We start from the raw sequence: 22,151 nt of genomic DNA, 5'->3' as shown, positions 1-22,151 counted from the left end.
CCCTCATTCGTGAGTCCAAGATGAAGCATAACGACAAGCAAGAAAAACTGGCGAAGGCCTTTAAAGCCTTGCTGAAAGAAGAACGATTTGGCTCCCAGGCAGAGATAGTCACCGCCCTGCAAGAGATGGGTTTCGAAAACATCAACCAGTCCAAGGTATCGCGCATGCTGAGCCGCTTCGGCGCCGTTCGCACCCGCAATGCCAAGATGGAGATGGTCTACTGCCTGCCGGTGGAACTGGGCGTGCCCACCACCTCCAGCCCCCTCAAGAACCTGGTGCTGGATGTGGACCACAACGGCGCCCTGGTGGTGATCCACACCAGCCCGGGGGCGGCCCAGCTCATCGCCCGCCTGCTCGACTCCCTCGGCAAGGCGGAAGGGATCCTCGGCACCATCGCCGGTGATGACACCATCTTCATCACCCCGACCAGCGACACCGACATCGAAGAGCTCTACCTCTCCGCCCTCGAGCTGTTCGAACAGACTCCCTGAGCGGGCCCCGCCATCACGGCGGTGCGGCCCCAACGAAAGATCCCGGCCTAGGCCGGGATCTTTGTTTTCACTCCTGCTCGCCCCTGTTTGGCGATGCCTCACTGCCCCTGGCGTTGCAGGAAGTCAGTCGAGGGGGCGAAGAAAGCGGCGCCCGTCACCGCCTTGGTGAAGCGCAGCAGGTGGTCGAAGTGGCCGCCCTCCCCCTTGTACATGCTGGTCAGCATGGCGTTGAAGTGCGCCTGGGTGCGACAGCAGGAGATGAAGTAGAGCCCCTGCTCCTTCATGGTGCCCCAGGGCATGCTCTGGCGCAGTATCTCCATGGACTCACCCTTGGGGGTCTTGAGATTGACCCGCTTGATGTGGGAGGTCAGCGGCTTGTCGGCGGACTCGTACTCGATGTTGTCCTGCTTGGTGCGACCAATGATGTCCTCCTGCTCCTTCTGCGCCAGTCGCTCCCATTCGCTCATGGCATGCACCCAGCGCTGGACGTGGACGTAGGAGCCCCCCGCAAACTCACCGCCATCCACCAGCGCCACCTCGGCCCTGTGTTCACCCTGGGGATTCTCGGTGCCGTCGACGAAGCCGGTCAGATCCCGGCAATCCTGGTTGCGAAAACCGCGCATCTCCTCCGCCAGCTCCACCAGACCGCCGAGCAGGGCCATCAGCCGCTGGCCGGCATGGTGCAGTACGTCGACCCGATCGGCCCGCAGCTGCACGAACAGATCGAAGGGGGTGTGGGGCGCCTGCTGGCCATTGGCCTCCTGGGCCATGAAGCTGCGAAACTGGGGCGGACGCGCCAGCGGGTAGAGGCTGTCCCAGGCTTCGGAGCCGACCGCCAGCAGGCCGGAGAAGCCTGCGTCGGGAAAATCGGCGCTGACGGACTGCCACAGGGTAGGCACCTTGGCGAGGCGGCGGACCAGCTCGGCGCGGTCGCCGACCCGGTTGAACATCAGATAGAGGGCATGCAGGTTAGGCTCTGCGCAGATCCCGGCTTGGGCGTTCATTCATCTCTCCCATGTGTGAGCATCGGTCGATCATAGAGTCGCCCGATTATAAAGCAATGACTGGCTGGATCCTTGACATGGCGCAGGGCCCGCCCCTCATAAGGGGTCGAACAGCACCAGAGGATGCGGCTCCACCTGCACCCGGGCGCGCCCCCGGGTCAGGGGCTCGCTGATGCTGGCCTCCAGGAGCTGTGCGCCACAGGCCAGCTGCACCCGGCAGTGATGGCCGAGGAACTGCTGCTCCACCAGGGTGAGCGGCCCCGCCTCGTCCCCACTGAGCTGCAACTGCTGGGGCCTGAGCATCAGCTGCAGGCGGGCGCCCAGGGGGCGGCCATGGGGCTCGCTGCCACGTATGGTACCGATGGCCGTGGTCAGGCTCCACGCGTCCACCACCTCGGCGTCCAGATAGTTGACCCCACCGAGGAACTCGGCCACGAAGCGGTTCTCGGGACGGCGATAGAGACGCTCCGGCTCCCCCACCTGCTCGATCTGGCCGGCACGAAACAGCGCCAGCCGATCGGCGAAGGCAAATGCCTCCTCCTTGCTGTGGCTGACGAAGACGGCCCCTATCCCCTGCCCCTTGAGCAGGGTGCGGATCTCCAGGATGAGCTTCATCCTCACCTGGGTATCGATATTGGAGAAGGGTTCGTCCAGCAGCATCAACCTGGGCTTGCACACCAGGGCGCGGGCGATGGCGACCCGTTGCTGCTGGCCACCGGAGAGCTGATGAGGATAGCGATCCCCCAGCCCCTGCAGGTTGACCAGGTTGAGGGACGCCTCCACCGCCTCGCGGCGCTCGCGCCGGCCCTGCCCCTCCAGGCCAAAGCCGATGTTCTCGGCCACCGTCAGATGGGGGAAGAGGGCATAGTCCTGGAAGATCATGCCAATGCCCCTGGCCTCCGGCGCCATGGTCACCCCGGGGCCGTCGAGCAGCTGATCGCCGAGCAGAATGCGACCCTCTGCCAGAGGCAGCAAGCCGGCGATGGCCTTGAGCAGCGTGGTCTTGCCGCAGCCGCTCGCCCCCAGCAGGCAGACGATCTCGTTGTCGGCCACCGACAGGGAGAGCTGCTCCAGCACATTGCGCCCGTTGTAACGGCAACTGACGCCCTCAATCTGCAAACAAGACACGGCTCATATCCTCTCGTTCCTTGGTGCCGGGCCTGGGCCGGGCCACCAGATGTAAAGCGGGCTCAGTGGCCCTTGCCATCCAGGCTGCGGTTGACCCAGATCAGGGGCACCAGACCGACCAGCACGATGACGATGGCGCCGAGGGCGCCCCGTTCGAGCATCTCGTCCGACACGAACTGGTAGACATGGGTGGCCAGGGTCTCGAAGTTGAATGGCCGCAGCAGCAGGGCGGCGGGCAACTCCTTCATGGATTCGATGAACACCAGCATGGCGCCGGCGAACAGGCCGCGCCGCACCAGGGGCAGGTGCACCCGCCTGAGCATGCCACCCGCCCCCTGCCCCAGGGAGCGGGCCGCCATGTCGAGGCTGGGGGAGATCTTGCCAAGGCTGCTCTCCACCGAGCCGATGGCGATCGCCACGAAGCGTACCAGATAGCCGAAGACGATGGCGGTGAGGGTGCCGGTCAGCAGCAGGCCGGGCCCCTGCCTCCCCAGCCACTCGGCCAGATCATTGATGGCAAAGTCGAGGGCCGTGAGCGGCACCAGCACGCCGATGGCGAGCACGGTGCCCGGCATGGCATAACCCAGGGCGGCCAGGCGCAGGGGGATCAGGCTCTTGATCCCGCCATCGAGACGGCGGAAGAAGCCGAGCAGCAGGGCCACCCCCATGGCCAGCAGGGCTGTCAGGGTGGCGATGATCAGGCTGTTGCCGGCGAAGCGGACAAATTCCGGCGTCCATGAGAGGGCGAAATAGCGCACCCCGTAATCGAGCAGGATGGCGAACGGCAGTATGAAGCCCGCCACGACCAGGCCCCAGCACCAGCACCCGGCCAGCCAACGCCCCATGCCCCCGAGGGGATAACGCAGCGGCTGCTCGAAGCCCATGGACTTCTGGAACACCTGCTGACGGGCCCGGGAGCGCCGCTCCAGCGCGATCAGCAAGACCACCGCCAGCAGCATCAGACAGGAGAGCTTGGCCGCCGTGGCCAGGCTGCCATAGCCGAGCCAGGTGTCATAGACGGCGGTGGTCAGGGTGTTGATGGCAAAGAAGTGCACGGTCGCAAAATCCGCCAGCGTCTCCATGGCTACCAGGGAGACGCCGACCATGATGGCGGGGCGAGCCAGGGGCAGGCTGAGGCGGCGAAAACTCTGCCAGGGAGTGCACCCCAGCAGGCGGCTCGACTGGATCAGGCTGACCGACTGCTCCAGGAAGGAGGCCCGCGCCAACAGGTAGACATAGGGAAACAGCACCAGGGCCAATACCCAGGCGGCGCCGCCGAGGGAGCGGATGGCCGGGAACCAGTAATCCGCCGGGCTCTGCCAGTCAAGCAGGGCTCGCAGGCTGGCCTGCACCGGGCCTGAGTAATCAAACAAGTCGGTGTAGACATAGGCCACTATGTAGGAGGGCATGGCCATGGGCAGCATCAGCGCCCACTGCAGGGCGCGGCGACCCGGCACCTGGCACATGGCGACCAGCCAGGCGGTGGGCACCCCGAACAGCAGGCTGAGCAGGACGACCCCCAGCACCAGCAACAGGGTATTGATGAAGTAGGTGGAGAGCACGGTATCGGCCAGATGGGCGAACAGATCCCCATCCGCCGAGAGCGCGGAAAACAGCAGTGCCAGAACGGGCAAAACCAGCAGCAGGGCGCAGGCCCAACCGCTGGCTATCCAACCAAATCGTTTCATGAGTCCACAAAAATGGATGGGGCACCTGGCCCCATCGGATTACAGATCGAACTGGACTTCGTCGAGCAGCGCCAGGGCATCCTTGCGGTGCTTGGCATAATCGCTGACCGGCAGGGCATCGACCTTGAAATCGCCCCAGGACTTGACCATGGCGGACGGTTCAACGCCGGGCTTGACCGGGTACTCGGCATTCACGTCCGCGTACATGTGCTGCGCCTTGTCGCCGGCCAGGAACTCCATCAGCTTCTGGGCTTCTACCTTGTTCTTGGCGTACTTGGTCATGGCCACGCCGCTCACGTTGACATGGGCGCCGCGATTGGTCTGGTTCGGGAAGTTGATCTCGACCGCGTCGGCCCAGGACTGCTGCGCCGGATCCTTCAACATGGCGCCCAGGTAGTAGCTGTTGCCCAGGGAGATGTCGCAGATGCCATCCTTGATCGCCTTGACCTGATCCCGATCGTTACCCTGGGGCTTGCGCGCCAGGTTGACCTTGACCCCTTCCAGCCAGGTCTTGGCGTCCGCCATGCCGTGATGGGCGATCATGGAGGAGACCAGGGCGACATTGTACTCGTGCTTGCCGCTGCGTGTACAAATTTTCCCTTTGAATTCAGGCTTGACCAGATCTTCGTAGCTGATGGTGTCGAGCTTGCCCAGACGCTCCTTGCTGGAGTAGATGGCGCGCACCCGGGTGGTCAGGGCGAACCACTGGTTGTCCGGATCACGGTAGGCGGCCGGGATGTTCTCCTGCAGCAGCTTGCTGTCCACAGGCTGCACCAGGCCCTTGTCGACCAGATCGGTCAGGCGGCTGATGTCGACGGTCAGCATCAGGTCGGCCGGTGAGAGTTTGCCCTCGCGCTCCAGCCGCTCGTTGAGGCCCTCTTTGGCGAACACCACGTTGACCTTGATCCCCGACTCCTGCTCGAACTGCTGGATGATGGGTTTGATCAGCTCATCCTGACGGCTCGAGTAAACATTCACCTGCTGTGCGGCCAGGGCAGCCGGCGTGGAGATGGCGGTAAAGGCCATGGCCAACAGAGTCTTCTTCATCATGGAGTCAATCCCTTGGGTGGATAGAGTGAGAACTATTGTTGTTTGCATTCTGCCCCAGCAGCTTGCCCCATCGCAAGACGATCCCTTGCGCTGGCTCACATATTTACTCCACGATGAATAAAAAGGGCCGGATGGAATCCCATCCGGCCCTGCATGACAGCCTTCGTTATCAGTGGCTAGCTTTGACCGTCACGAATTCGGGGTAGGCATCCACACCGCATTCGTGCATGTCCACACCCATCATCTCTTCCTCTTCGCTCACCCGGACACCCAGGGTCGCCTTCAGCACTGCCCACACCAGCAGGGAGGCAAGGAAGACCCAACCGAAGATAACCGCGGCGCCGAGCAGCTGGGCTCCGAAGGTGGTCGCCTCGTTGCTGAAGGGCACGACCATCAGGCCGAAGAAGCCGCAGACACCGTGTACCGAGAGGGCACCGACCGGATCATCGATCTTGACCTTGTCGAAGCAGACGATGGCATAGACCACCAGCACGCCGGCCAGCACACCGATCAGGCTCGCGAACAGCGGGCTCGGGGAGGCGGGGTCGGCCGTGATGGCCACCAGGCCAGCCAGGGCGCCGTTCAATACCATGGTCAGGTCGGCCTTGCCCCAGGTCAGCTTGGTCACCAGCAGGGCGCCGAGGGCGCCGGTCGCGGCGGCGGCATTGGTGTTGACGAAGACGGCACCGATGGCGGTGGCGTTGGCCGCATCGGACAGCATCAGCTGAGAGCCGCCGTTGAAGCCGAACCAACCCATCCACAGGATCAGGGTCCCCAGGGTCGCGAGCGGCAGGTTGGAGCCAGGGATCGGGTAGATCTCGCCGTTCTTGCCATATTTGCCACGGCGCGCACCCAGGATCAGCACGGCGGCCAGGGCGGCGGCGGCACCGGCGAGGTGCACTATGCCGGAGCCGGCGAAGTCGGAGAAGCCCGCCTCTTTCAGGAAGCCGCCACCCCAGGTCCAGTAACCCTCGACCGGGTAGATGACACCCGTCATCACCACGCAGAACAGCAAGAAGGACCAGAGCTTCATCCGCTCGGCGACGGCGCCGGAGACGATGGAGGTCGCGGTCGCCACGAACACCACCTGGAAGAAGAAGTCAGACTCGAGCGAGTGGCTGGCATCTTCGGCCTGGGTGCCGATCAGGGTGCCGAAGCTGGGCAGCCAGCCGCCGGCGCCGTTGTCGACGTACATGATGTTGTAGCCGATCAGCAGGTACATGACGCAGGCGATGGTATACAGCAAAATGTTCTTGGTCAGGATCTCTGTGGTGTTCTTGGCGCGCACCAGACCCGCTTCCAGCATGGCGAAACCGGCGGTCATCCACATGACCAGCACACCGGACATCAACAGATAAAAGGTGTCCAGCGCAAACCGCAGCTCACTGACACTCTTGGCTAACTCTTCCATGATTCTCTCCTACCAGCTCTCTATCTTGGTTGCTTACAGCGCTTCGGCGTCGGTTTCACCGGTACGGATCCGCACCGCCTGCTGCAGGTCGTATACGAAAATTTTGCCGTCACCTATCTTGCCGGTGTAGGCGGCCTTGCAGATTGCTTCGATCACGCTCTCCACGTTGTCGGCTATGGTGGCTATCTCCAGCTTGACCTTGGGCAGAAAGTCGACCTGATACTCGGCGCCACGGTACAATTCGGTGTGTCCCTTCTGACGGCCAAACCCCTTGACCTCGGAGACGGTCAACCCCTCGACCCCGAGGTTGGCAATGGCTTCACGAACATCGTCCAACTTGAAGGGCTTGATAATCGCAGTAATCAGTTTCATCTGGTTGCTCCCAATCCATGGTGTGTCGATATAGAGCAATCAATTCTTGTGCCAATAATTTATGTTGTTATTTTTCAGACAGATAACTCTTTTCCCTGCCACAGCCTCCGGCCAGGCTCCCCAAGGGAGAGCAGCGTGCCCCACAACGAGGCACCATCCTTAAACAAGGTTAAAAAATGCACCAACTTGGTTCAGTGACCCCATGCTAGTCATCTCCAACAGCGTGACCCTGCCCTGGCACGAGCTGCAATTCCAGGCCATGCGCGCCCAGGGCGCCGGGGGGCAGCATGTCAACAAGACGGATTCCGCCGTCTGGCTGCGCTTCGATTACCGCCACTCCCCCAGCCTGCCGGACCTCTACAAGGAGGGCCTGGACAAGCTCAGCGACAGCCGGGTCCACGACGGCTTCATCCTGATCCGGGTCGAGACCCATCGCAGCCAGGACATGAACCGCAAGGAGGCCATGAACCGGCTGGTCGAACTGCTGACCAAGGCGGCATGGCGCCCCAAGACGCGGCGCCCCACCAAGCCGACCAAGGGCTCCCAGCGCAGACGGGTCGAAGCCAAGAAACGCAAGGGGGACATCAAGTCCGGGCGCGGCAAGATAAACCTGGAGTGAGGCGGTTCGGCCCGAGGCCGGGTACCCATGACAAGAGCAGGGAGAATGAACACAGGATGAAGGGGCTTCTCAGAAGGGCTTCAGGAAGCCGCTGGCATGATGCGGACGTACCTGGTGGCGTACCACCATGCAGGTGCACCCATGTGACGCTTCCGATCTGTTTTCCCGCGCCTCCCCAGAGGCGCTTTTTTTGTGTCCGCCGCCAGCGCCCCGGGAGGCGGCCATAAAAAAGGCCCGCCGAGGCGGGCCATGACCGGAAGGTGCTAGCTTCAGGGGTCAATCAGAGGGCGAGGAACAAGCCTGCCAGCGCGGCGCTCATCAGGTTGGCGAGCACCCCTGCCAAGATGGCTCGCATGCCGTAGCGAGAGATGAAGGCCTTGCGTTCCGGCACCATGGCGCCCAGGCCGCCGATCAGGATCGCCATGGAGGAGATGTTGGCAAAGCCGCACAGGGCGAAGGTGACGATGGCCTTGCTCGAGGCGCTCAGGGTCTGATCCTGCACCAGGGCGATGAAGGCGACGAATTCGTTGATGACCACCTTGGTGCCGATCAGGGCGCCAGCCGCCTGGGCCTGATCCCAGGGCACACCGATGAGCCAGGAGACGGGGGCAAACAGCCAGCCCAGGATGATCTGGAAACTCAGTTCCCAGCCAAACAGAGCGCCACCCCAGCCGAGCAGGCCGTTGAGCAGGGCGATCACCCCGACGAAGGCCAGCAGGGTGGCCCCCACGGCGACCGCGATATTGAGACCGGCCATGGCGCCGTCGGCCGCCGCCTCGATCACGTTGGTGGCACGGGGGATCTCCACGTCCTGATGGTGATCCTGCTCATGCTCGGCCGGGGGCACCAGGATCTTGGCCATGGCCAGACCCGCAGGCGCCGACATGAAGGCTGCGGCGATCAGGTATTTCAGCTCCACCCCCAGGCTGGCGTAGCCCACCAGGGTGCCACCGGCGACCGAGGCCAGGCCGCAGCTCATCACCGCGAAGAACTGGGAGTCGGACATCTTGGCGAGATAGGGTTTGACCACCAGGGGGGCCTCCACCATGCCGACGAAGATGTTGGCGGTGGCGGAGAGGCTCTCGGCCCGGCCCGTTCCCAGCAACCGTTGCAGGCCGCCGCCCAGCAGGGCGATGATCCGCGGCATCAGACCGATGTGGTAGAGGATGGCGATGACGGCGGAGAAGAAGATGATGACGGGCAGCACGTTGAACGCAAAGATGAAGCCCAGCTTGAACTTGGCGAGATCCCCGAACAGGAAGGCGATCCCCTCCTGACCGTAACCGATGACATTGCTCACGCTCTCGCTGACGGCGTTGAGCACCCGCTGCCCGGCCGGCAACCAGAGCACCAGGGCGGCAAAAATCACCTGCAGGCAGAGGGCGCCGCCCACTGTTCTCAAGGGAATACGACGACGGTTATCGGAGCAGAGGGCGGCGAGCGCCAGGATACAGAGCATGCCGAGCAGGGCGATCATGGGGGACTCCATCAGGGATTTTCGATGGGCGCGGATTCTGCGCGCCCCTGCCCGGCCCGGCAAGTGCACCTGCGTTACAGCCCTGTTAGCAAAAACGTTTGCTCCACGCGGGTTTCGCCAACTGCCTGATTTGGCTCGATTTTGGTATCAGGCGAAAGCCAGTGTTTCTTGATGGAAACAATTATTCCTCCACACCGGACAATTTCCCCCCGACCCAGGGGGCGAGCCGCCGCGCCCAATAGGGCTCCTGGCCGAACCCCTCCTTGAGAAAATCGATGAACAGACGGATCTTGGGATCCAGGTGTTCGCGCCTGGCATAGACGGCGTGCACCGCCATCTTCTGGCTCGGGCGCCAGTCCGGCAGCAGGGGGATCAGGGCGCCCGATTGCAGCTCCTTGTCCAGCAGGTAGTTGGCGATATAGGCCACCCCCAGTCCGGCCAGGGCGGCGTCGCGTACCGCTTCCGCCAGATCGACCCGATAGTTGCCCGCCACCTGCACGCTCTGGCGCTCCTTTCCCTTGCGAAAGTGCCACTCGTGATAGCGCCGCTCCCGGCTCTGATAGGTGATGCAGTTGTGGTGAAGCAGATCCTTGGGGGTCAGCGGGGTGCCGTGGCCGAGCAGATAATCGGGCGAGGCCACCAGCACGAAGCCGATGTCGGCCAGGCGCTGCCCTATCAGCCCCTCTGGCTTGTCCTCATAGGTGGTGATCCAGAGATCCAGCCCCTCATCCACCAGGTTGGTCCTGTGGTCGAACAGGGAGACCTCCAGCTCCAGCTCGGGGTAGCGCTGCTGAAACGCCTTGAGCCGCGGGATCACGTGCAGGCGGCCAAAGGACTGGCCTACCCCGAGGTGGAGCACGCCGCTCACCTTGCCGCGCCTGTCCGCCACCATGGATTCTGCCTCCAGGGCCACCGCCACCAGGGTCCGGCAGTGGCGGGCATACTCCTGGCCCAGCTCGGTCAGGGCGAAGCGGCGGGTGGTGCGCTGCACCAGCTGGGCACCGAGATCGGCCTCGAGCTGGGCCAGCTGCTTGCTGATATGGGACTTGGAGACGCCAAGGCGCCTGGCGGCGGCGGAGATGCCCTGCTCGCGGACCAGGGCATCGAAGATCAACATTTGCGGCAATCGGTGCAGCACGGGGTCACCAGGTTGGGGGGCGGGCCTCCATTATTCCAGAGCCGCCCGGTCGGGGGTAGGGCCGCGTCCCCCTTGCGGGCGGGCGCCCTGCCCCATGCCGCCATGGTTAACCACCGAGGACTCAGTGCCAGGCACCCTGAGCCGTGATGGCGAAGGGTCGGGACGCCCTGCCATCGACCCTGATGGCTAGCGGCCGAGGGCCCCCTTGAGCTCCCGCAGCAAGGGATCGGCCGCCGGGCTCTGTCTGGCGCCATAGCTGCCAATCAACTCGCCATCACGGCCCACCAGGTACTTGTGAAAGTTCCAGTTGGGGGCATCCCCGTCGGCCGCGGCGGCCAGCCCCTTGAACAGGGGCGCCGCATCGGCGCCACGTACCGCCACCCGGTTGAACATGGGGAAGCTGACCCCGTAATCCCGGCGACACACCTCGGCGGTCTTGTTCTCGTCATCGGCCTCCTGCCAGAAGTCGTTGGAGGGGAAGCCCAGCACCATCAACCCCTCCGCCTTGTGATCCTGATAGAGCCGCTCCAGATCCCGGAACTGGCCGCTGTAGCCACAATAGGACGCGGTATTGACCACCAGCACCACCTTGCCGCCGGTCAGCTGGCAGAGGTTGTGGCGCTGGGTGCCGTTGAGCTCCCGCATCTCCACATTGAAATAGTCGGGGCAGGCGGCGGATGCCATCCCGCTCCCCAACAGCAACCACAGGGCACTCCATTTCATCGCCAGCACTCCTCTATCGGTTTATCCGTCATACGCGGCGCCCGCCCGCCGGGTTCACTCTCAATAAAGCGCAATGCCGGTCAGCCAGCCATGGCCCCAGAAGATGAGCAGGGCGCTGGCCGCCAATCCCAGGGCCAGCGTCACCAAGGTACCCTGCCAGTTCGCCTCGGGTATGGCTACCTGGCCCCAGTCACGAAGCGATATCCAGATGATGCTCACCAGCGCCCAGGTGCCCAGGCCGCCGAACAGCACCAGGGAGCGGGCCTCGGCATTGACCAGCAGGTGGGCACCACTCCAGATCAGCACCCCAAGCAGCTGGGGGTGGCGCAACCAGCGCCGAAAATGGTTCGGCCCCTGGCCGGCGAAGAAGAGGATCAGGGCCAGCGGCATCAAGCCCTGGGCGGCCATGGGGCCCCAGGCGGGCAGGAAGTAGAGCGGCATGGGATAGAGGCTGCGCCAGCCGGCGATGATGAGGGCGATGGCCACCAGCAGCAGCAGGGAGAAACAGCCCTTGTAGCGGTTCTCCCCCAGCCGCGCCCTGAGCCTGGCGCGATGGGCCCGGGCGAAGCAGGGGTAGAGGTGTACCAGCGTGAACAGCAGCACTCCCAGGATCAGCATCAACATGGTCACCTCCTCGTCGTCAGGCCATCACTATGACGCAAACGGCCCCGCTGGCCTACAGAAACCACTGGGCTCGCTGGGCAGAACAGAGGTGAAAAAAATACCGGCCAGGGGCCGGTATTGGCAAACGCCACACGGGGTGACGACGGGATCAGAGGCCCAGTCGGTAGAGGGCTGCCACATTGCGGGCCGTGAGTTGCACATTGGTGCTGGCGGTGGCCAGGGCCTCGGGCAGGGACATGGCCCGGTTGACCACGGCGAACACCGCATCGATGCCGTGCTCATGGACCAGGCCGCAGTCGTCGGTGAGGCAACCGGCGATGCCGATCACCGGCTTGCCAAACCGCTTGGCGCAGCGGGCCACCCCTATGGGGGTCTTGCCGTGGATGGTCTGGCTGTCGATGCGCCCCTCGCCGGTAATCACCAGATCCGCCCCGGCCACCGCCTCGGCCAGCTTCAGCGCCTCGATGACGATCTGGATGCCGGGTTTGAGTTCGGCGCCGAGCAGGCCCACCAGAGCGGCCCCCATGCCACCGGCGGCCCCGGTGCCCGGGATCTCCTTCACCTGGCGGCCCAGGGCCTGCTCGATGCAATCCGCGTAGCGGGCCAGATTGGCATCCAGCTCGGCCACCATCTCGGGAGTCGCCCCCTTCTGGGGACCGAACACGGCGGAGGCGCCTTTCGGGCCGCACAGCGGGTTGTCCACGTCGCAGGCCACCTCTATGGTGAGCCCGGCCAGACGGGTGTCCAGCCCGCTCAGGTCTATGGTGGCGAGCTCGCCGAGACCGGCGCCGCCCGGTGCTATGGGGGTACCATCTGCTTGCAGGAGCTTGCCGCCGAGGGCCTGGATCATGCCGGCGCCGCCGTCATTGGTGGCGCTGCCGCCGATGCCGAGGATGAGGTGGTTCACCCCCAGATCCAGGGCCGCCAAGATCAGCTCCCCGGTGCCGATGCTGGAAGTGAGCCGCGGATTGCGCCGCTCGGGCGCCACCAGATGCAGGCCGGAGGCGGCCGCCATCTCGATGACGGCGCGCTTGCCATCCCCCAGCAGGCCGAGGAACCCCTCAACCCGCTCCCCCAGGGGCGCCGTCACTTCGACGGTGACGATGCGTCCCCCGGTGGCGTCCACCAGGGACTGCACCGTCCCCTCGCCGCCATCGGCCATGGGCAGCTTGACGTAGGTGGCATGGGGAAATACCTGCCTGAAACCGGCCTCGATGGCATCGGCCACCGCCATGGCGCTCAGGCTCTCCTTGAATGAATCCGGGGCGATCACAATGTTCATATCCGTTCCTCAGGCGAGACCAAACACGCCAAACATCAGGGTGGAGACGGCGGCAATGGTCAGACCGACCGCGGTTTCGTAGGGAATGAGCTTGAGGCGCTCGCCCACCCCCATGTGGACGCTGCCCCCGGTGGCGTGGAAGAAGGAGCCGTGGGGCATGTGGTCGAACACGGTGGCACCGGCATGGATCATGGCGGCCCCCGCCAGACCGCTCACCCCCAGCTCCATCAGGGTAGTGCTGAAGACGTTGGACGCCACCACGGTACCGGCCGTGGTCGAGGCGGTGGCCAGCGACATCAGGGCGCCCGAGATGGGGGCCAGCAGGTAGGAGGGCAGACCGGAAGCGGTCAGGCCGCTGATGAGCACATCCTTCAGGCCCGAGTTGGCGATGATGCCCGCCAGGGTACCCGTCCCCAGCAGCATGATGGCAACCGGCGCCATGCGGGCCAGACCCGATACCGCAAACTGGTTCACCTTGCGAAACTTGCCCATCATCAGGGCGCCGACCAGGCCGCCGAGGGGCAGGGCGATGAGCGGGTCCACCACTATGCCAGCCACCGGGCGCAGGGCCAGCAGCAGTATGGCCACCAGGGGGGCGCTGATGGCGGCGGCAAAGCCCGGCAGCTTGCTGCCATTGAAGCTCACCACCTCGTCGGCGGCCACCTTGCTGCCCCGGCTGTTGAGGCGCTTGGCGAGCCAGTAGGCCATCACCAGCCCGAACAGACCCGGGATGATGCCGGCCGCCATCACCGAGGTGAGGGGCAGGTGGAAGGCATCCGCCGCCGCGATGGCGTTGGGATTGGGCGACATGACGTTGCCCGCCTTGCCGCCCCCAATCATGGCCAGCAATATGGCCGGTTTGGAGAGATCGGCGCGCCGGGCGATGGCGAGCGCGATGGGGGCGACCGTGATGACGGCCACGTCCACGAAGACGCCAACCGCGGTCAGGATCAGGGTGGCCAGGGCCAGGGCCAGCAGGGCCCGGGTCTCACCGAGTTTGCGGACTATGGTCTCGGCGATGGTGGTGGCGGCACCCGATTCAATCAAGACGCCCGCCAGCACCCCGGCCGCCAGGATCCTCATCACCGCCGTGGTGATCCCCTGGGCGCCGCCGATCATCAGGGCGACGGTCTGGGTCAGATCGGCGCCGCCGATCAGGCCGCCGGCCAGGGCGCCGACTATCATGCCGTAGGCGGGTGGGACCTTCTTCAGGATGAGGAAGATGGCGATGGAGAGTGCCGCGAGGGCACCAAGGGCGGTAACCGGGATCATGACGAGCACCTTGAGCTGTGAAGATGGTCGCCATTATCGGGATCCGGCGCGGGAAAGCTTTGTAATAAATGCCAAAAAAACCAGCTGTGAAAGGATGGTTTTTTGTCTGAACAGACAAGTCAGTCGCCGAGATTGAGCCCGAGATAGAGCAGGAACTTGTCGTCTAACTTGTTGAAATACAACCCAGTTATCTGTTCTATCCGGCTCAGTCGATAGCGCAGGGTATTGGGGTGGATGAAGAGCGCCTCGGCGCAGGGATGCAGATCACAATCTTGCAAGAAATAGTGGCGCAGCGTCTTTTGCAGCACCCCCTTGCTGTCCGCCTGCGCCAGTTTTTGCAGCGGCGCCCGCAGCTGATCCGCCTGCCAGGAGTCCGCCAGGCTGCCGAGCAGCACCGGCAGACGGTAATCCTCGAAGAAGTAGACCTGCTTGCGCGGCGCCTGGCCCATGCCACGGCGCAGGGTATCCCGCGCCGTCTGGTAGGAGAGCGCCAGCCCTTCGATCCCGGCGAAGTAATCACCCACCCCGATACGCACCTTGAAGTGGGGGATGCGGGCCAGCAGCTGCCGGATGCGGCTGCGCTCCTGGGACGATTGCCAGACTCCCTGCTCCAGCTGGGCCGGCTTGAGCACCACTATCTCGTCCAGGCCGTTGATGGCCACCAGGTTGTCCCGCTGCGGATTTTCCAGCAGCTCCACCAGCTCCCGCAGGCGGGCGGGCTCGGCCTCCTCCAGCGCCAGCACGGCCACCACCCTGGGCTGGGCGAGGTCCAGCCCGAGGAAGCGGGCCGCCTGTTGCAGCCGATCCACCCGCCCCTCGCCGCGGATGAGCTGCAACACCAGCTCCTCCTTGTGGCGCTTGTCCCATTGCAGCTGCTCGGTGAGCGCCGCCTGCTCCAGGATGAGCTCGGCAGTCATCCGCACCAGCTCGGCGTAGGCACGCACTATGTCCGGATCCCCCGAGATGCCGATGACCCCGAGCAGATCCCCCTGATAGGCGATGGGCAGGTTGATGCCGGGCCTCACCCCCTTGAGCTCCCGGGCGGTGGCCTCGCTTATCTCCACCACCCGGTTCTCGGTCAGGGCCAGCACGGCCCCCTCATGGCGCTGATGGAGCCGCTCCGGGTTGCCGGAGGCGATGATAAGCCCCCGTTCGTCCATGACGTTCACCGAGAACGACAGTATCTTCATCGCCCGGTTCACTATCTGCCTGGCGAGCTGTTCATTGAGCTGCACATTGGACTCCTGTGACGCGTCCCCTGTTCGCCTCGCCACACTGAGCGTCACATCATCAAGACAAGCGAGGAGGGGATCGCTAGAATAGGCCACTTTACTCCAAGTGACGCCGGAATCGGTATCCGCGCCGTCCCCTGGGGAGCCCGCTCCTGTCGAGCGGGCATCCAGCCGCGAGAACACCTCTATGGATTATGAATTTCGCCGCGATCCCTTCGGTGGCTATCGCGCCCGCTTCTCCATGGGCCATGAGGCCATCGGCCAGTGGCTGATCGACGAGGTGGGCAAGGACGAGGAGAAGCTCGACGAGCTGTTCGGTGTCATCGACCAGCTATCCAATCGCAGCCTGGCGGAGTACAGGCTGCTGGGGGGCGACTATTCGCTGCTGCTGACGGTAGAAGAGGCCGAGGTCAAGGCCAACGTGCTCAACATAGCGTTGGATGAGGATCTCGACGATCTCGCCTACTACGATGATGAACAGCTGGCCATGTGCGGGCTGGAAGACTTTGCCCAGGTACTGACCTCCTGGCGTGCCTTTATCCGCAACGAGGATATGGGCTGACACATTTCGGGCCCAGTGCCCATCGCAACCAACAGGATTGACCATGTCCATTTACGATTTTGACGACGAACTGCCGGAAGACGAAGAACAGGAATCCAGCCAGAAAGCCGCCGTGCCTGCCAAGAAGAAGGGCAAGCAGGTGATGAACACCCAGGTGAACCTGAGCCCGCGCGATGCCAGCCGCCTCAACGGCCTGCACGTCGAAGCCATCACCACCCTGGACGATGTCAGCCTGCCGAAGAACGTCATCTTCAAGGCCGGCCTCATCGCCCTGGGGGAGCTGGAAGCCAGCAAGCGTGCCGACATCATCGCCCGGGTCATCGCCGAGTCCGGCCGATAAGCCTCCGGGCCATAAGCACCTGGACGAACCGGTAGCCTGCAAGCGCATCGATACCATCGCCCGGGTCATCGCCGAGTCCGGCCGATAAGCCTCCGGGCGGGCCGATACCATCGCCAGGCTCCTCGCGAGCCAGACCCGATCCCAAAGCCGGAGCCTCAGCTCCGGCTTTTTATTGCCCGGCGCGCGCCGCCGGGAGCAGACGAGAGGCGAAAAGGGATCCGACCAGTTCCTCCCGCCTTGTGCCGGGGGCGAAGGATCGCTAAGGTGCGCCCCTCGCACAAGGAGACTCAATGCTGCCACTACCTGACACTCTCATCTGGGGCGCCCTGGGGCTGGCCGTGCTGCTCTGCCTCGTCCGCCAGCGCCTGCCCGGCCTCATGCTGCTGGGGGTATCGCTGCTGCTGGCCCTCTGGCTGGAACACATCACGCCCCCGGCCCTGCTGTTTACCCTGGCGGGCCTGGTGCTGGCCTGGCGCACCCCTGCCCTACCCTCCCCCTGGCGCGGCCCTGCACTGGCACTGGTCGTGGCCTGGTCCCTGGCCCTGATGCTGCATCTGGTGCCCGGCTTTGCCAATCTCAAGGTGCTGGATCGAGTACTGGCCGGCCCCGCCAGCGTCCCCTTCACCCTCTACCTCAATCTGGACAAGCCGCTCATCTTCTTCGCCCTGCTGCTGGCCTTCCCCGGCCTGCTCGGCCCGGGCGGCGCGGTTCGCTGGCGTCCCCTGACTCTGCTCGCCCTGCCGCTGGCGGCCCTGCTGATCACCGCCTGGCAACTGGGGGCCCTCAAGCCCGAAGTGGGGCTGCCCCACTGGTGGTGGCTGTTCGCGTTCAACAACCTGCTGTTCACCTGCGTGGCGGAAGAGGCGCTGTTTCGCGGCCTGATCCAGCAGGGGATAGCGGCACGCAGCCGGGTTTGGCTCGGCGTGCTGGTCGCCAGCCTGCTGTTTGGCGCCGCGCACTTGGCCGGTGGCCCGCTGCTGATGCTGTTTGCCGCCCTGGCGGGGGCCTGCTACGGTCTGGCGTTCCAGCTGAGTGGCCGCCTCGCCGTCGCCATCGTCCTCCATTTCCTGTTCAACTTCGCCCACCTGGCCCTGTTCACCTACCCCCTGGCCAACCGCTGATCCCCGGCGCCCTCTGCCCCTGTCTTGATGGCGACCCCTGCTCCCTATGACGCGGCCCTTGGCCTGGCTGCGGCGCGCGCAGCCTGACGGGTCACCGAGCAAACCTGCTTGGAGTACCCTGGGTTACTTGCCCTTGAACTGCTTGACGCTGCGCTTGGCCTGGGTGCGGCGATTCGCCTGCTTGTCCCGCGGGGGGCGCTTGCCCTCCCCGCTCGCAGGCTGGTCGGTGACCGGGAAGCCTTCAAGCTCGGCCAGAGGCAGGGCGCGACCGGTCAGGGTGCGGATGGCGGCGAGGGTCTCGGCCTCCCCATGGCAGACCAGGGAGAGGGCGAGGCCTCTCTGCCCGGCGCGGGCGGTGCGGCCGATGCGATGCACATAGACGGGGGCATTGGCGGGCAAGTCCAGGTTGATCACCACGGGCAGCGCCTCCACGTGGATGCCGCGCGCCATCAGATCCGTGGCCACCAGCACCCGCACCTTGCCCGCCTTGAAATCGGCAAGCGCCTGCTCCCGCACCCCTTGTTCCTTCTCGCCGTGCAGGGCCGCCACCGCTATGCCCGCCTTGGCGAGCTTTCTGGCCACGGCGTCGGCATCGTCCCTGGCGCTGATAAACACCAGCACCTGGGGCCAGGCCTGCGCCTTGAGCAGGCTGATGAGCGCCGGCACCTTGCTGCTCTTGTTGACCAGATGGAGCCGCTCCTCGATCTCGCTCACCAGGCTGTTGAGGGGATTTGCCTCGATGCGCACCGGATCCTTCAGCAGCTCGGTGGCCAGGGTCTCGAGCTCGGTTGGCAGGGTGGCGGAGAACAGCAGGGTCTGCCGCTCGGTCGGCATGGCGTTCAACAGCCACTGGATATCGGGCCAGAAGCCCATCTCCAGCAGGCGATCCGCCTCATCCAGCACCAGGGCGCGCAGGTGGCTCAGTCCCAGCAGCCGCTGGGCCAGCAGGTCCCGCAGCCGCCCCGGGGTCGCCACCAGCAGCTGGGGCCCCAGGGCCAGCTCTGCCTCTTGCTGCACCTGGGGCACGCCGCCGCACAGGGTCAGGAGACGCAGCCCCAGCGCCTCGGCACCGCCCAGCAGCGCGGCGCTCACCTGGGTCGCCAGCTCCCGGGTCGGCACCAACACCAGCCCCTGCACCCGGTCGGAGGCCCCATCCAGCCCCTGCAACAGCGGCAGGCCGAAGGCCAGTGTCTTGCCGCTGCCGGTCTGGGCCAGGGCCAGCAGATCCTGGCCCGTCAGCGCCGCCGGAATGGCCAGCTGCTGGATGCGGGTCGGGGTGTGCAGTTCGGCCGGCAAGGCGACCAGCAGGGCGGGAGCCAGGGAGAGTTCGTCAAAGGTCATGGTGCTACGCGGCAAGAAGAAGTGGGAGGCGAAGTCTAGCCAGCGCCACCCCATAAGTAAAAGGCCGCGGCGCCTGAAATAAAAACGGCCTGCATCGGCAGGCCGTCGGCAATCAGGGCAAGACGAAACTTACAGGGCGGCCAGGGCGGCGGCGTAGTTCGGCTCGTCGGCCACTTCGGCCACCAGCTCGCTGTGCAGCACCTTGTCGTTTTCATCCAGCACCACGATGGCACGGGCAGCCAGGCCCACCAGGGGACCGGAGGAGAAGGCCACGCCGTAGTCCTGCAGGAAGGAGACGCCACGCAGGGTGGAGAGGTTCACCACCTTGTCCAGGCCTTCGGCGCCGCAGAAGCGGGCCTGGGCGAACGGCAGATCGGCGGAGATGCACAGCACCACAGTGTTGTTCAGGGCGCTGGCCTGCTCGTTGAACTTGCGCACGGAGGTGGCGCAGGTCGGGGTATCGACGCTCGGGAAGATGTTCAGGATCTTGCGCTTGCCGGCGAAGGTCGCCAGGGTCGCATCGGACAGATCGCCAGCAACCAGGGAGAAGGGCTTGGCCTGCTCACCGGCAACGGGGAAGTGGCCGGAGACGGAGACGGGGTTGCCTTGCAGGGTGACGGTATTGCTCATGTTAGGTCCTTGATTATCGATGGGGGATCCAGGGTTCCCAGTATAGGCCCAGCGGCGGGGGACAAACACCCGCTAACAAGAGGGATTTGTTGCCGCCCTGTCTCGCCCGTCCCGCTGAGATGGTGCAAAGAGGGGCTTGACCTTGGACTTAACACCAAGGTTTACACTGGCCTCAGACATAGGCGATCCCGCAGGGGCGGGATCCACTCAAGAGGGACTCATCATGAGCAAATCCTGCTGCAGCCATTCCCATGCCGCCCCCATCAAGGCCATCGACAAGGCCGCCCCCCATCGGCACGAGCACGACAGCCACTGCTGTGACAACAAGGCCCAGGCCAGTGACTGTGCCAGCCCGGCGCCCCAGGATCACCAGGCGCAGGGGGGCGACGAGGGCTCCCGGGATGAAGACCCCCCCAGGGGTCGTGACGCCGAGCCGGCTCACCCTCACGGCCATGACCATCACCCCCATGGAAAGGCGGCCGACGGTCCCCTGCCCTCCCCGACCCGGGACAGCCGCCGCCACAGCTGGCAGGTGCTGGGGATGGATTGCCCCAGCTGCGCCCGCAAGATAGAGACGGCCGTCAGCCGGGTGGAGGGCGTCACCCAGGCGCGGGTGCTGTTTGCCACCGAGAAGCTGGTGGTGGATCTCGCCCCCGGCCTCTCCCCCGACCCCGTCACCGCCGCCGTGCTGGCCGCTGGCTTCCGGCTCAAGGGCGAGGCCAGTGCCAAGGCCGCCGATGACAAGCATCGCATCCCCTGGCTGACGACACTGGGCAACCTGTTTGGCAAGTATGGGCAACCCCTGTCGCTCGCCGCCCTGATGTTGGTGGCCGCCCTGCTGCCGAGCCAGCTAGGCCAGCCGCTCTTTACCCTGGCCACCCTCTGGGGGCTCTGGCCCGTCGCCCGCAAGGCCTGGGCATTGACCAGAAGCGGCTCCCCCTTCGCCATCGAGACCCTGATGACGGTGGCGGCGCTCGGCGCCCTCTTCCTCGGGGAGACCGCCGAGGCGGCCATGGTGCTGCTGCTCTTCATGCTGGGGGAACAACTGGAGGCCTACGCCGCCGGCCGTGCCCGCGCCGGGGTCACCGCCCTGATGGCCCTGGTGCCCGACAAGGCGCTGCGCATTCGTACCACCGCAGAAGGTGAAATACGGGAAGAGGTGGCCGCCGACGCGCTGCGCCCGGGCGACATCATCGAAATCGCCCCCGGCGCCCGTCTGCCAGCCGACGCCCGTCTGCTCGACCCCCTCGGGGCCTTTGACGAGAGCGCCCTGACCGGCGAGTCCATCCCGGTGGAGCGCCGCCAGGGTGACAAGGTGCCCGCCGGCAGTCTGGCGGCGGATCGGGTGCTGCGCCTCGAGGTGGTCTCAGAGCCCGGCAACAATGCCATCGACCGCATCCTGCACCTCATCGAGGAGGCCGAGAGCCAGCGCGCCCCCATAGAGCGCTTCATCGACCGCTTCAGCCGCTGGTACACCCCGGCCATGATGCTGGTCGCCCTGCTGGTGATGCTGGTGCCCCCGCTCGCCTTCGGCCAGGGCTGGGACGAGTGGATCTACCGGGCCCTGGCGCTGCTGCTCATCGGTTGCCCCTGCGCCCTGGTGATCTCTACCCCGGCGGCGGTCACCTCGGCGCTGGCGGCGGCCACCCGGCAAGGGGCATTGATCAAGGGGGGCGCCGCGCTGGAGCGCCTCGCCCACATCGATACCGTCGCCTTTGACAAGACAGGCACCCTGACCCTGGGCCAACCGCAACTGACCGAGCTGACAAGCCTGGATGGCCGGCCACAGGACACGCTGCTGGCCCTGGCAGCCGCCATAGAACAGGGCTCCCACCACCCCCTGGCCCGCGCCGTGGTGGCTGCCGCGAGCGAGCAGGGGCTGACCCTGGCCAACGCCCGGGATCTGCGCGCCCTGCCCGGCATGGGGGTGGAGGGGCACATCGACGGCGCCCTCTGGCAACTGCTGGCCCCGAGCCGGGTCACCACTCTGGATGACGCAACACGGGCCCAGGTCGCCACCCTGGAGCGCCAGGGCAAGACGGTGGTGGTGCTCGGTCAGCCGTGCGCAGCGCCGGCTGCCCTGCTGGCCCTGCGGGATCAGATCCGGCCCGAAGCGGCAGCCGCCTTGGCGGAGCTCAAGGGGCTGGGACTGAGCAGCATCATGCTGACCGGGGACAACCCCAACGCCGCCGAGGCGATCGCCAACGAGCTCGGCATGGAGTGGCGCGCCGGCCTGCTGCCTGAGGGCAAGGTGGAAGAGATTGCCAAGCTGGCCGAACAGCAGAAGGTGGCCATGATAGGAGATGGCATCAACGACGCCCCCGCCATGAAGCGAGCCAGCATCGGCATCGCCATGGGAGGCGGCACCGACGTGGCGCTCGAGACCGCCGATGCGGCCCTGACCCACAACCAGCTCGGTGGCCTGGCCGCCATGATCCGGCTGTCCCGCGCGGCGCTCGCCAATATCCACCAGAACATCGCCCTGGCGCTGGGGCTCAAGGCCATCTTCCTGGTCACCAGCCTGCTCGGCATCACGGGTCTGTGGATTGCCGTGCTGGCCGATACCGGCGCCACCGCCCTGGTGACGGCCAACGCCCTGCGCCTGCTGCGCAGGCGCTGAGGTTCAGCCAGCAACACAAAGCCGTC

General features: G+C 65.4%; 21 protein-coding genes. 6 read left to right on the top strand and 15 right to left on the bottom strand.

Annotation, left to right across the window (positions count from 1 at the left end):
• Positions 1–20: 20 nt before the first annotated feature.
• Positions 21–491: a transcriptional regulator ArgR gene (argR, locus tag ACW5W4_RS07585; protein WP_005308670.1), complete on the top strand. Its 471-nt coding sequence runs from the start codon at positions 21–23 to the stop codon at positions 489–491.
• A 98-nt stretch (positions 492–589) separates the two neighbouring features.
• On the opposite strand, the gene ACW5W4_RS07580 is transcribed toward argR, so the two are convergent.
• The 6 genes from ACW5W4_RS07580 to glnK all read right to left on the bottom strand — a co-directional run bounded on the left by ACW5W4_RS07580 (position 590) and on the right by glnK (position 7,144).
• The gene (locus ACW5W4_RS07580) at positions 590–1,495 is read right to left on the bottom strand and encodes a Dyp-type peroxidase (protein ID WP_456688966.1); all 906 of its coding nucleotides are present in this window, start codon (positions 1,493–1,495) and stop codon (positions 590–592) included.
• Between the two features lie 96 nt (positions 1,496–1,591).
• Entirely contained in the window at positions 1,592–2,623 is a 1,032-nt protein-coding gene (locus ACW5W4_RS07575) for an ABC transporter ATP-binding protein (RefSeq protein ID WP_456688965.1), read from the bottom strand.
• Positions 2,624–2,685: 62 nt separating this feature from the next.
• Positions 2,686–4,311, bottom strand: a complete 1,626-nt coding sequence (locus tag ACW5W4_RS07570) for an ABC transporter permease (RefSeq protein WP_456688964.1) — start codon at positions 4,309–4,311, stop codon at positions 2,686–2,688.
• A gap of 39 nt (positions 4,312–4,350) precedes the next feature.
• Positions 4,351–5,358, bottom strand: a complete 1,008-nt coding sequence (locus ACW5W4_RS07565) for a Fe(3+) ABC transporter substrate-binding protein (protein WP_456689015.1) — start codon at positions 5,356–5,358, stop codon at positions 4,351–4,353.
• Positions 5,359–5,530: 172 nt separating this feature from the next.
• Positions 5,531–6,772 (bottom strand): ammonium transporter, encoded by a 1,242-nt coding sequence (locus ACW5W4_RS07560; RefSeq protein ID WP_041995185.1) that lies wholly within the window; start codon positions 6,770–6,772, stop codon positions 5,531–5,533.
• A gap of 33 nt (positions 6,773–6,805) precedes the next feature.
• A complete protein-coding gene (glnK, locus tag ACW5W4_RS07555; RefSeq protein ID WP_041995187.1) occupies positions 6,806–7,144 on the bottom strand; it encodes a P-II family nitrogen regulator in 339 nt (112 codons plus the stop codon).
• A gap of 202 nt (positions 7,145–7,346) precedes the next feature.
• Here glnK and arfB point away from each other — a divergent pair, with 202 nt between their 5' ends.
• On the top strand, positions 7,347–7,763 hold the full coding sequence (arfB, locus tag ACW5W4_RS07550; RefSeq protein ID WP_408793644.1) for an alternative ribosome rescue aminoacyl-tRNA hydrolase ArfB: 417 nt from the start codon (positions 7,347–7,349) through the stop codon (positions 7,761–7,763).
• 280 nt (positions 7,764–8,043) lie between these two features.
• Here arfB and ACW5W4_RS07545 read toward each other — a convergent pair whose 3' ends face one another.
• From ACW5W4_RS07545 to ACW5W4_RS07515, 7 genes are all read right to left on the bottom strand, one after another.
• On the bottom strand, positions 8,044–9,240 hold the full coding sequence (locus ACW5W4_RS07545) for a NupC/NupG family nucleoside CNT transporter (RefSeq protein WP_456688963.1): 1,197 nt from the start codon (positions 9,238–9,240) through the stop codon (positions 8,044–8,046).
• Between the two features lie 181 nt (positions 9,241–9,421).
• On the bottom strand, positions 9,422–10,357 hold the full coding sequence (locus ACW5W4_RS07540) for a LysR family transcriptional regulator (RefSeq protein WP_456688962.1): 936 nt from the start codon (positions 10,355–10,357) through the stop codon (positions 9,422–9,424).
• Between the two features lie 207 nt (positions 10,358–10,564).
• Positions 10,565–11,101 carry a glutathione peroxidase gene (locus ACW5W4_RS07535; protein ID WP_456688961.1) on the bottom strand — a complete coding sequence of 179 codons (537 nt, stop codon included), beginning with the start codon at positions 11,099–11,101 and terminating at the stop codon, positions 10,565–10,567.
• 60 nt (positions 11,102–11,161) lie between these two features.
• Positions 11,162–11,725, bottom strand: coding sequence for an NnrU family protein (locus ACW5W4_RS07530; protein ID WP_456688960.1), 564 nt, complete (start codon positions 11,723–11,725; stop codon positions 11,162–11,164).
• 148 nt (positions 11,726–11,873) lie between these two features.
• A complete protein-coding gene (locus tag ACW5W4_RS07525) occupies positions 11,874–13,007 on the bottom strand; it encodes a glycerate kinase (protein ID WP_456688959.1) in 1,134 nt (377 codons plus the stop codon).
• A 9-nt stretch (positions 13,008–13,016) separates the two neighbouring features.
• Positions 13,017–14,279 carry a GntP family permease gene (locus ACW5W4_RS07520; RefSeq protein WP_427261919.1) on the bottom strand — a complete coding sequence of 421 codons (1,263 nt, stop codon included), beginning with the start codon at positions 14,277–14,279 and terminating at the stop codon, positions 13,017–13,019.
• A 119-nt stretch (positions 14,280–14,398) separates the two neighbouring features.
• Positions 14,399–15,514 carry a sugar diacid recognition domain-containing protein gene (locus ACW5W4_RS07515; protein WP_456688958.1) on the bottom strand — a complete coding sequence of 372 codons (1,116 nt, stop codon included), beginning with the start codon at positions 15,512–15,514 and terminating at the stop codon, positions 14,399–14,401.
• 184 nt (positions 15,515–15,698) lie between these two features.
• Here ACW5W4_RS07515 and ACW5W4_RS07510 point away from each other — a divergent pair, with 184 nt between their 5' ends.
• The 3 genes from ACW5W4_RS07510 to ACW5W4_RS07500 all read left to right on the top strand — a co-directional run bounded on the left by ACW5W4_RS07510 (position 15,699) and on the right by ACW5W4_RS07500 (position 17,534).
• Complete coding sequence (locus tag ACW5W4_RS07510) at positions 15,699–16,073, top strand: YacL family protein (RefSeq protein ID WP_408793628.1); 375 nt, start codon at positions 15,699–15,701, stop codon at positions 16,071–16,073.
• Between the two features lie 43 nt (positions 16,074–16,116).
• Entirely contained in the window at positions 16,117–16,413 is a 297-nt protein-coding gene (locus tag ACW5W4_RS07505) for a hypothetical protein (RefSeq protein ID WP_025325671.1), read from the top strand.
• Between the two features lie 290 nt (positions 16,414–16,703).
• Entirely contained in the window at positions 16,704–17,534 is an 831-nt protein-coding gene (locus ACW5W4_RS07500; protein ID WP_456688957.1) for a CPBP family intramembrane glutamic endopeptidase, read from the top strand.
• Positions 17,535–17,657: 123 nt separating this feature from the next.
• On the opposite strand, the gene ACW5W4_RS07495 is transcribed toward ACW5W4_RS07500, so the two are convergent.
• On the bottom strand, positions 17,658–18,875 hold the full coding sequence (locus tag ACW5W4_RS07495) for a DEAD/DEAH box helicase (RefSeq protein WP_456688956.1): 1,218 nt from the start codon (positions 18,873–18,875) through the stop codon (positions 17,658–17,660).
• A 129-nt stretch (positions 18,876–19,004) separates the two neighbouring features.
• Positions 19,005–19,505 carry a thiol peroxidase gene (tpx, locus tag ACW5W4_RS07490; RefSeq protein ID WP_042044238.1) on the bottom strand — a complete coding sequence of 167 codons (501 nt, stop codon included), beginning with the start codon at positions 19,503–19,505 and terminating at the stop codon, positions 19,005–19,007.
• A gap of 223 nt (positions 19,506–19,728) precedes the next feature.
• Here tpx and ACW5W4_RS07485 point away from each other — a divergent pair, with 223 nt between their 5' ends.
• A complete protein-coding gene (locus ACW5W4_RS07485) occupies positions 19,729–22,125 on the top strand; it encodes a zinc/cadmium/mercury/lead-transporting ATPase (protein ID WP_456688955.1) in 2,397 nt (798 codons plus the stop codon).
• Positions 22,126–22,151 lie beyond the last annotated feature (26 nt).

It is taken from the genome of Aeromonas crassostreae, assembly GCF_054052445.1.
This window is presented reverse-complemented; position numbering and strand designations above follow the sequence as displayed.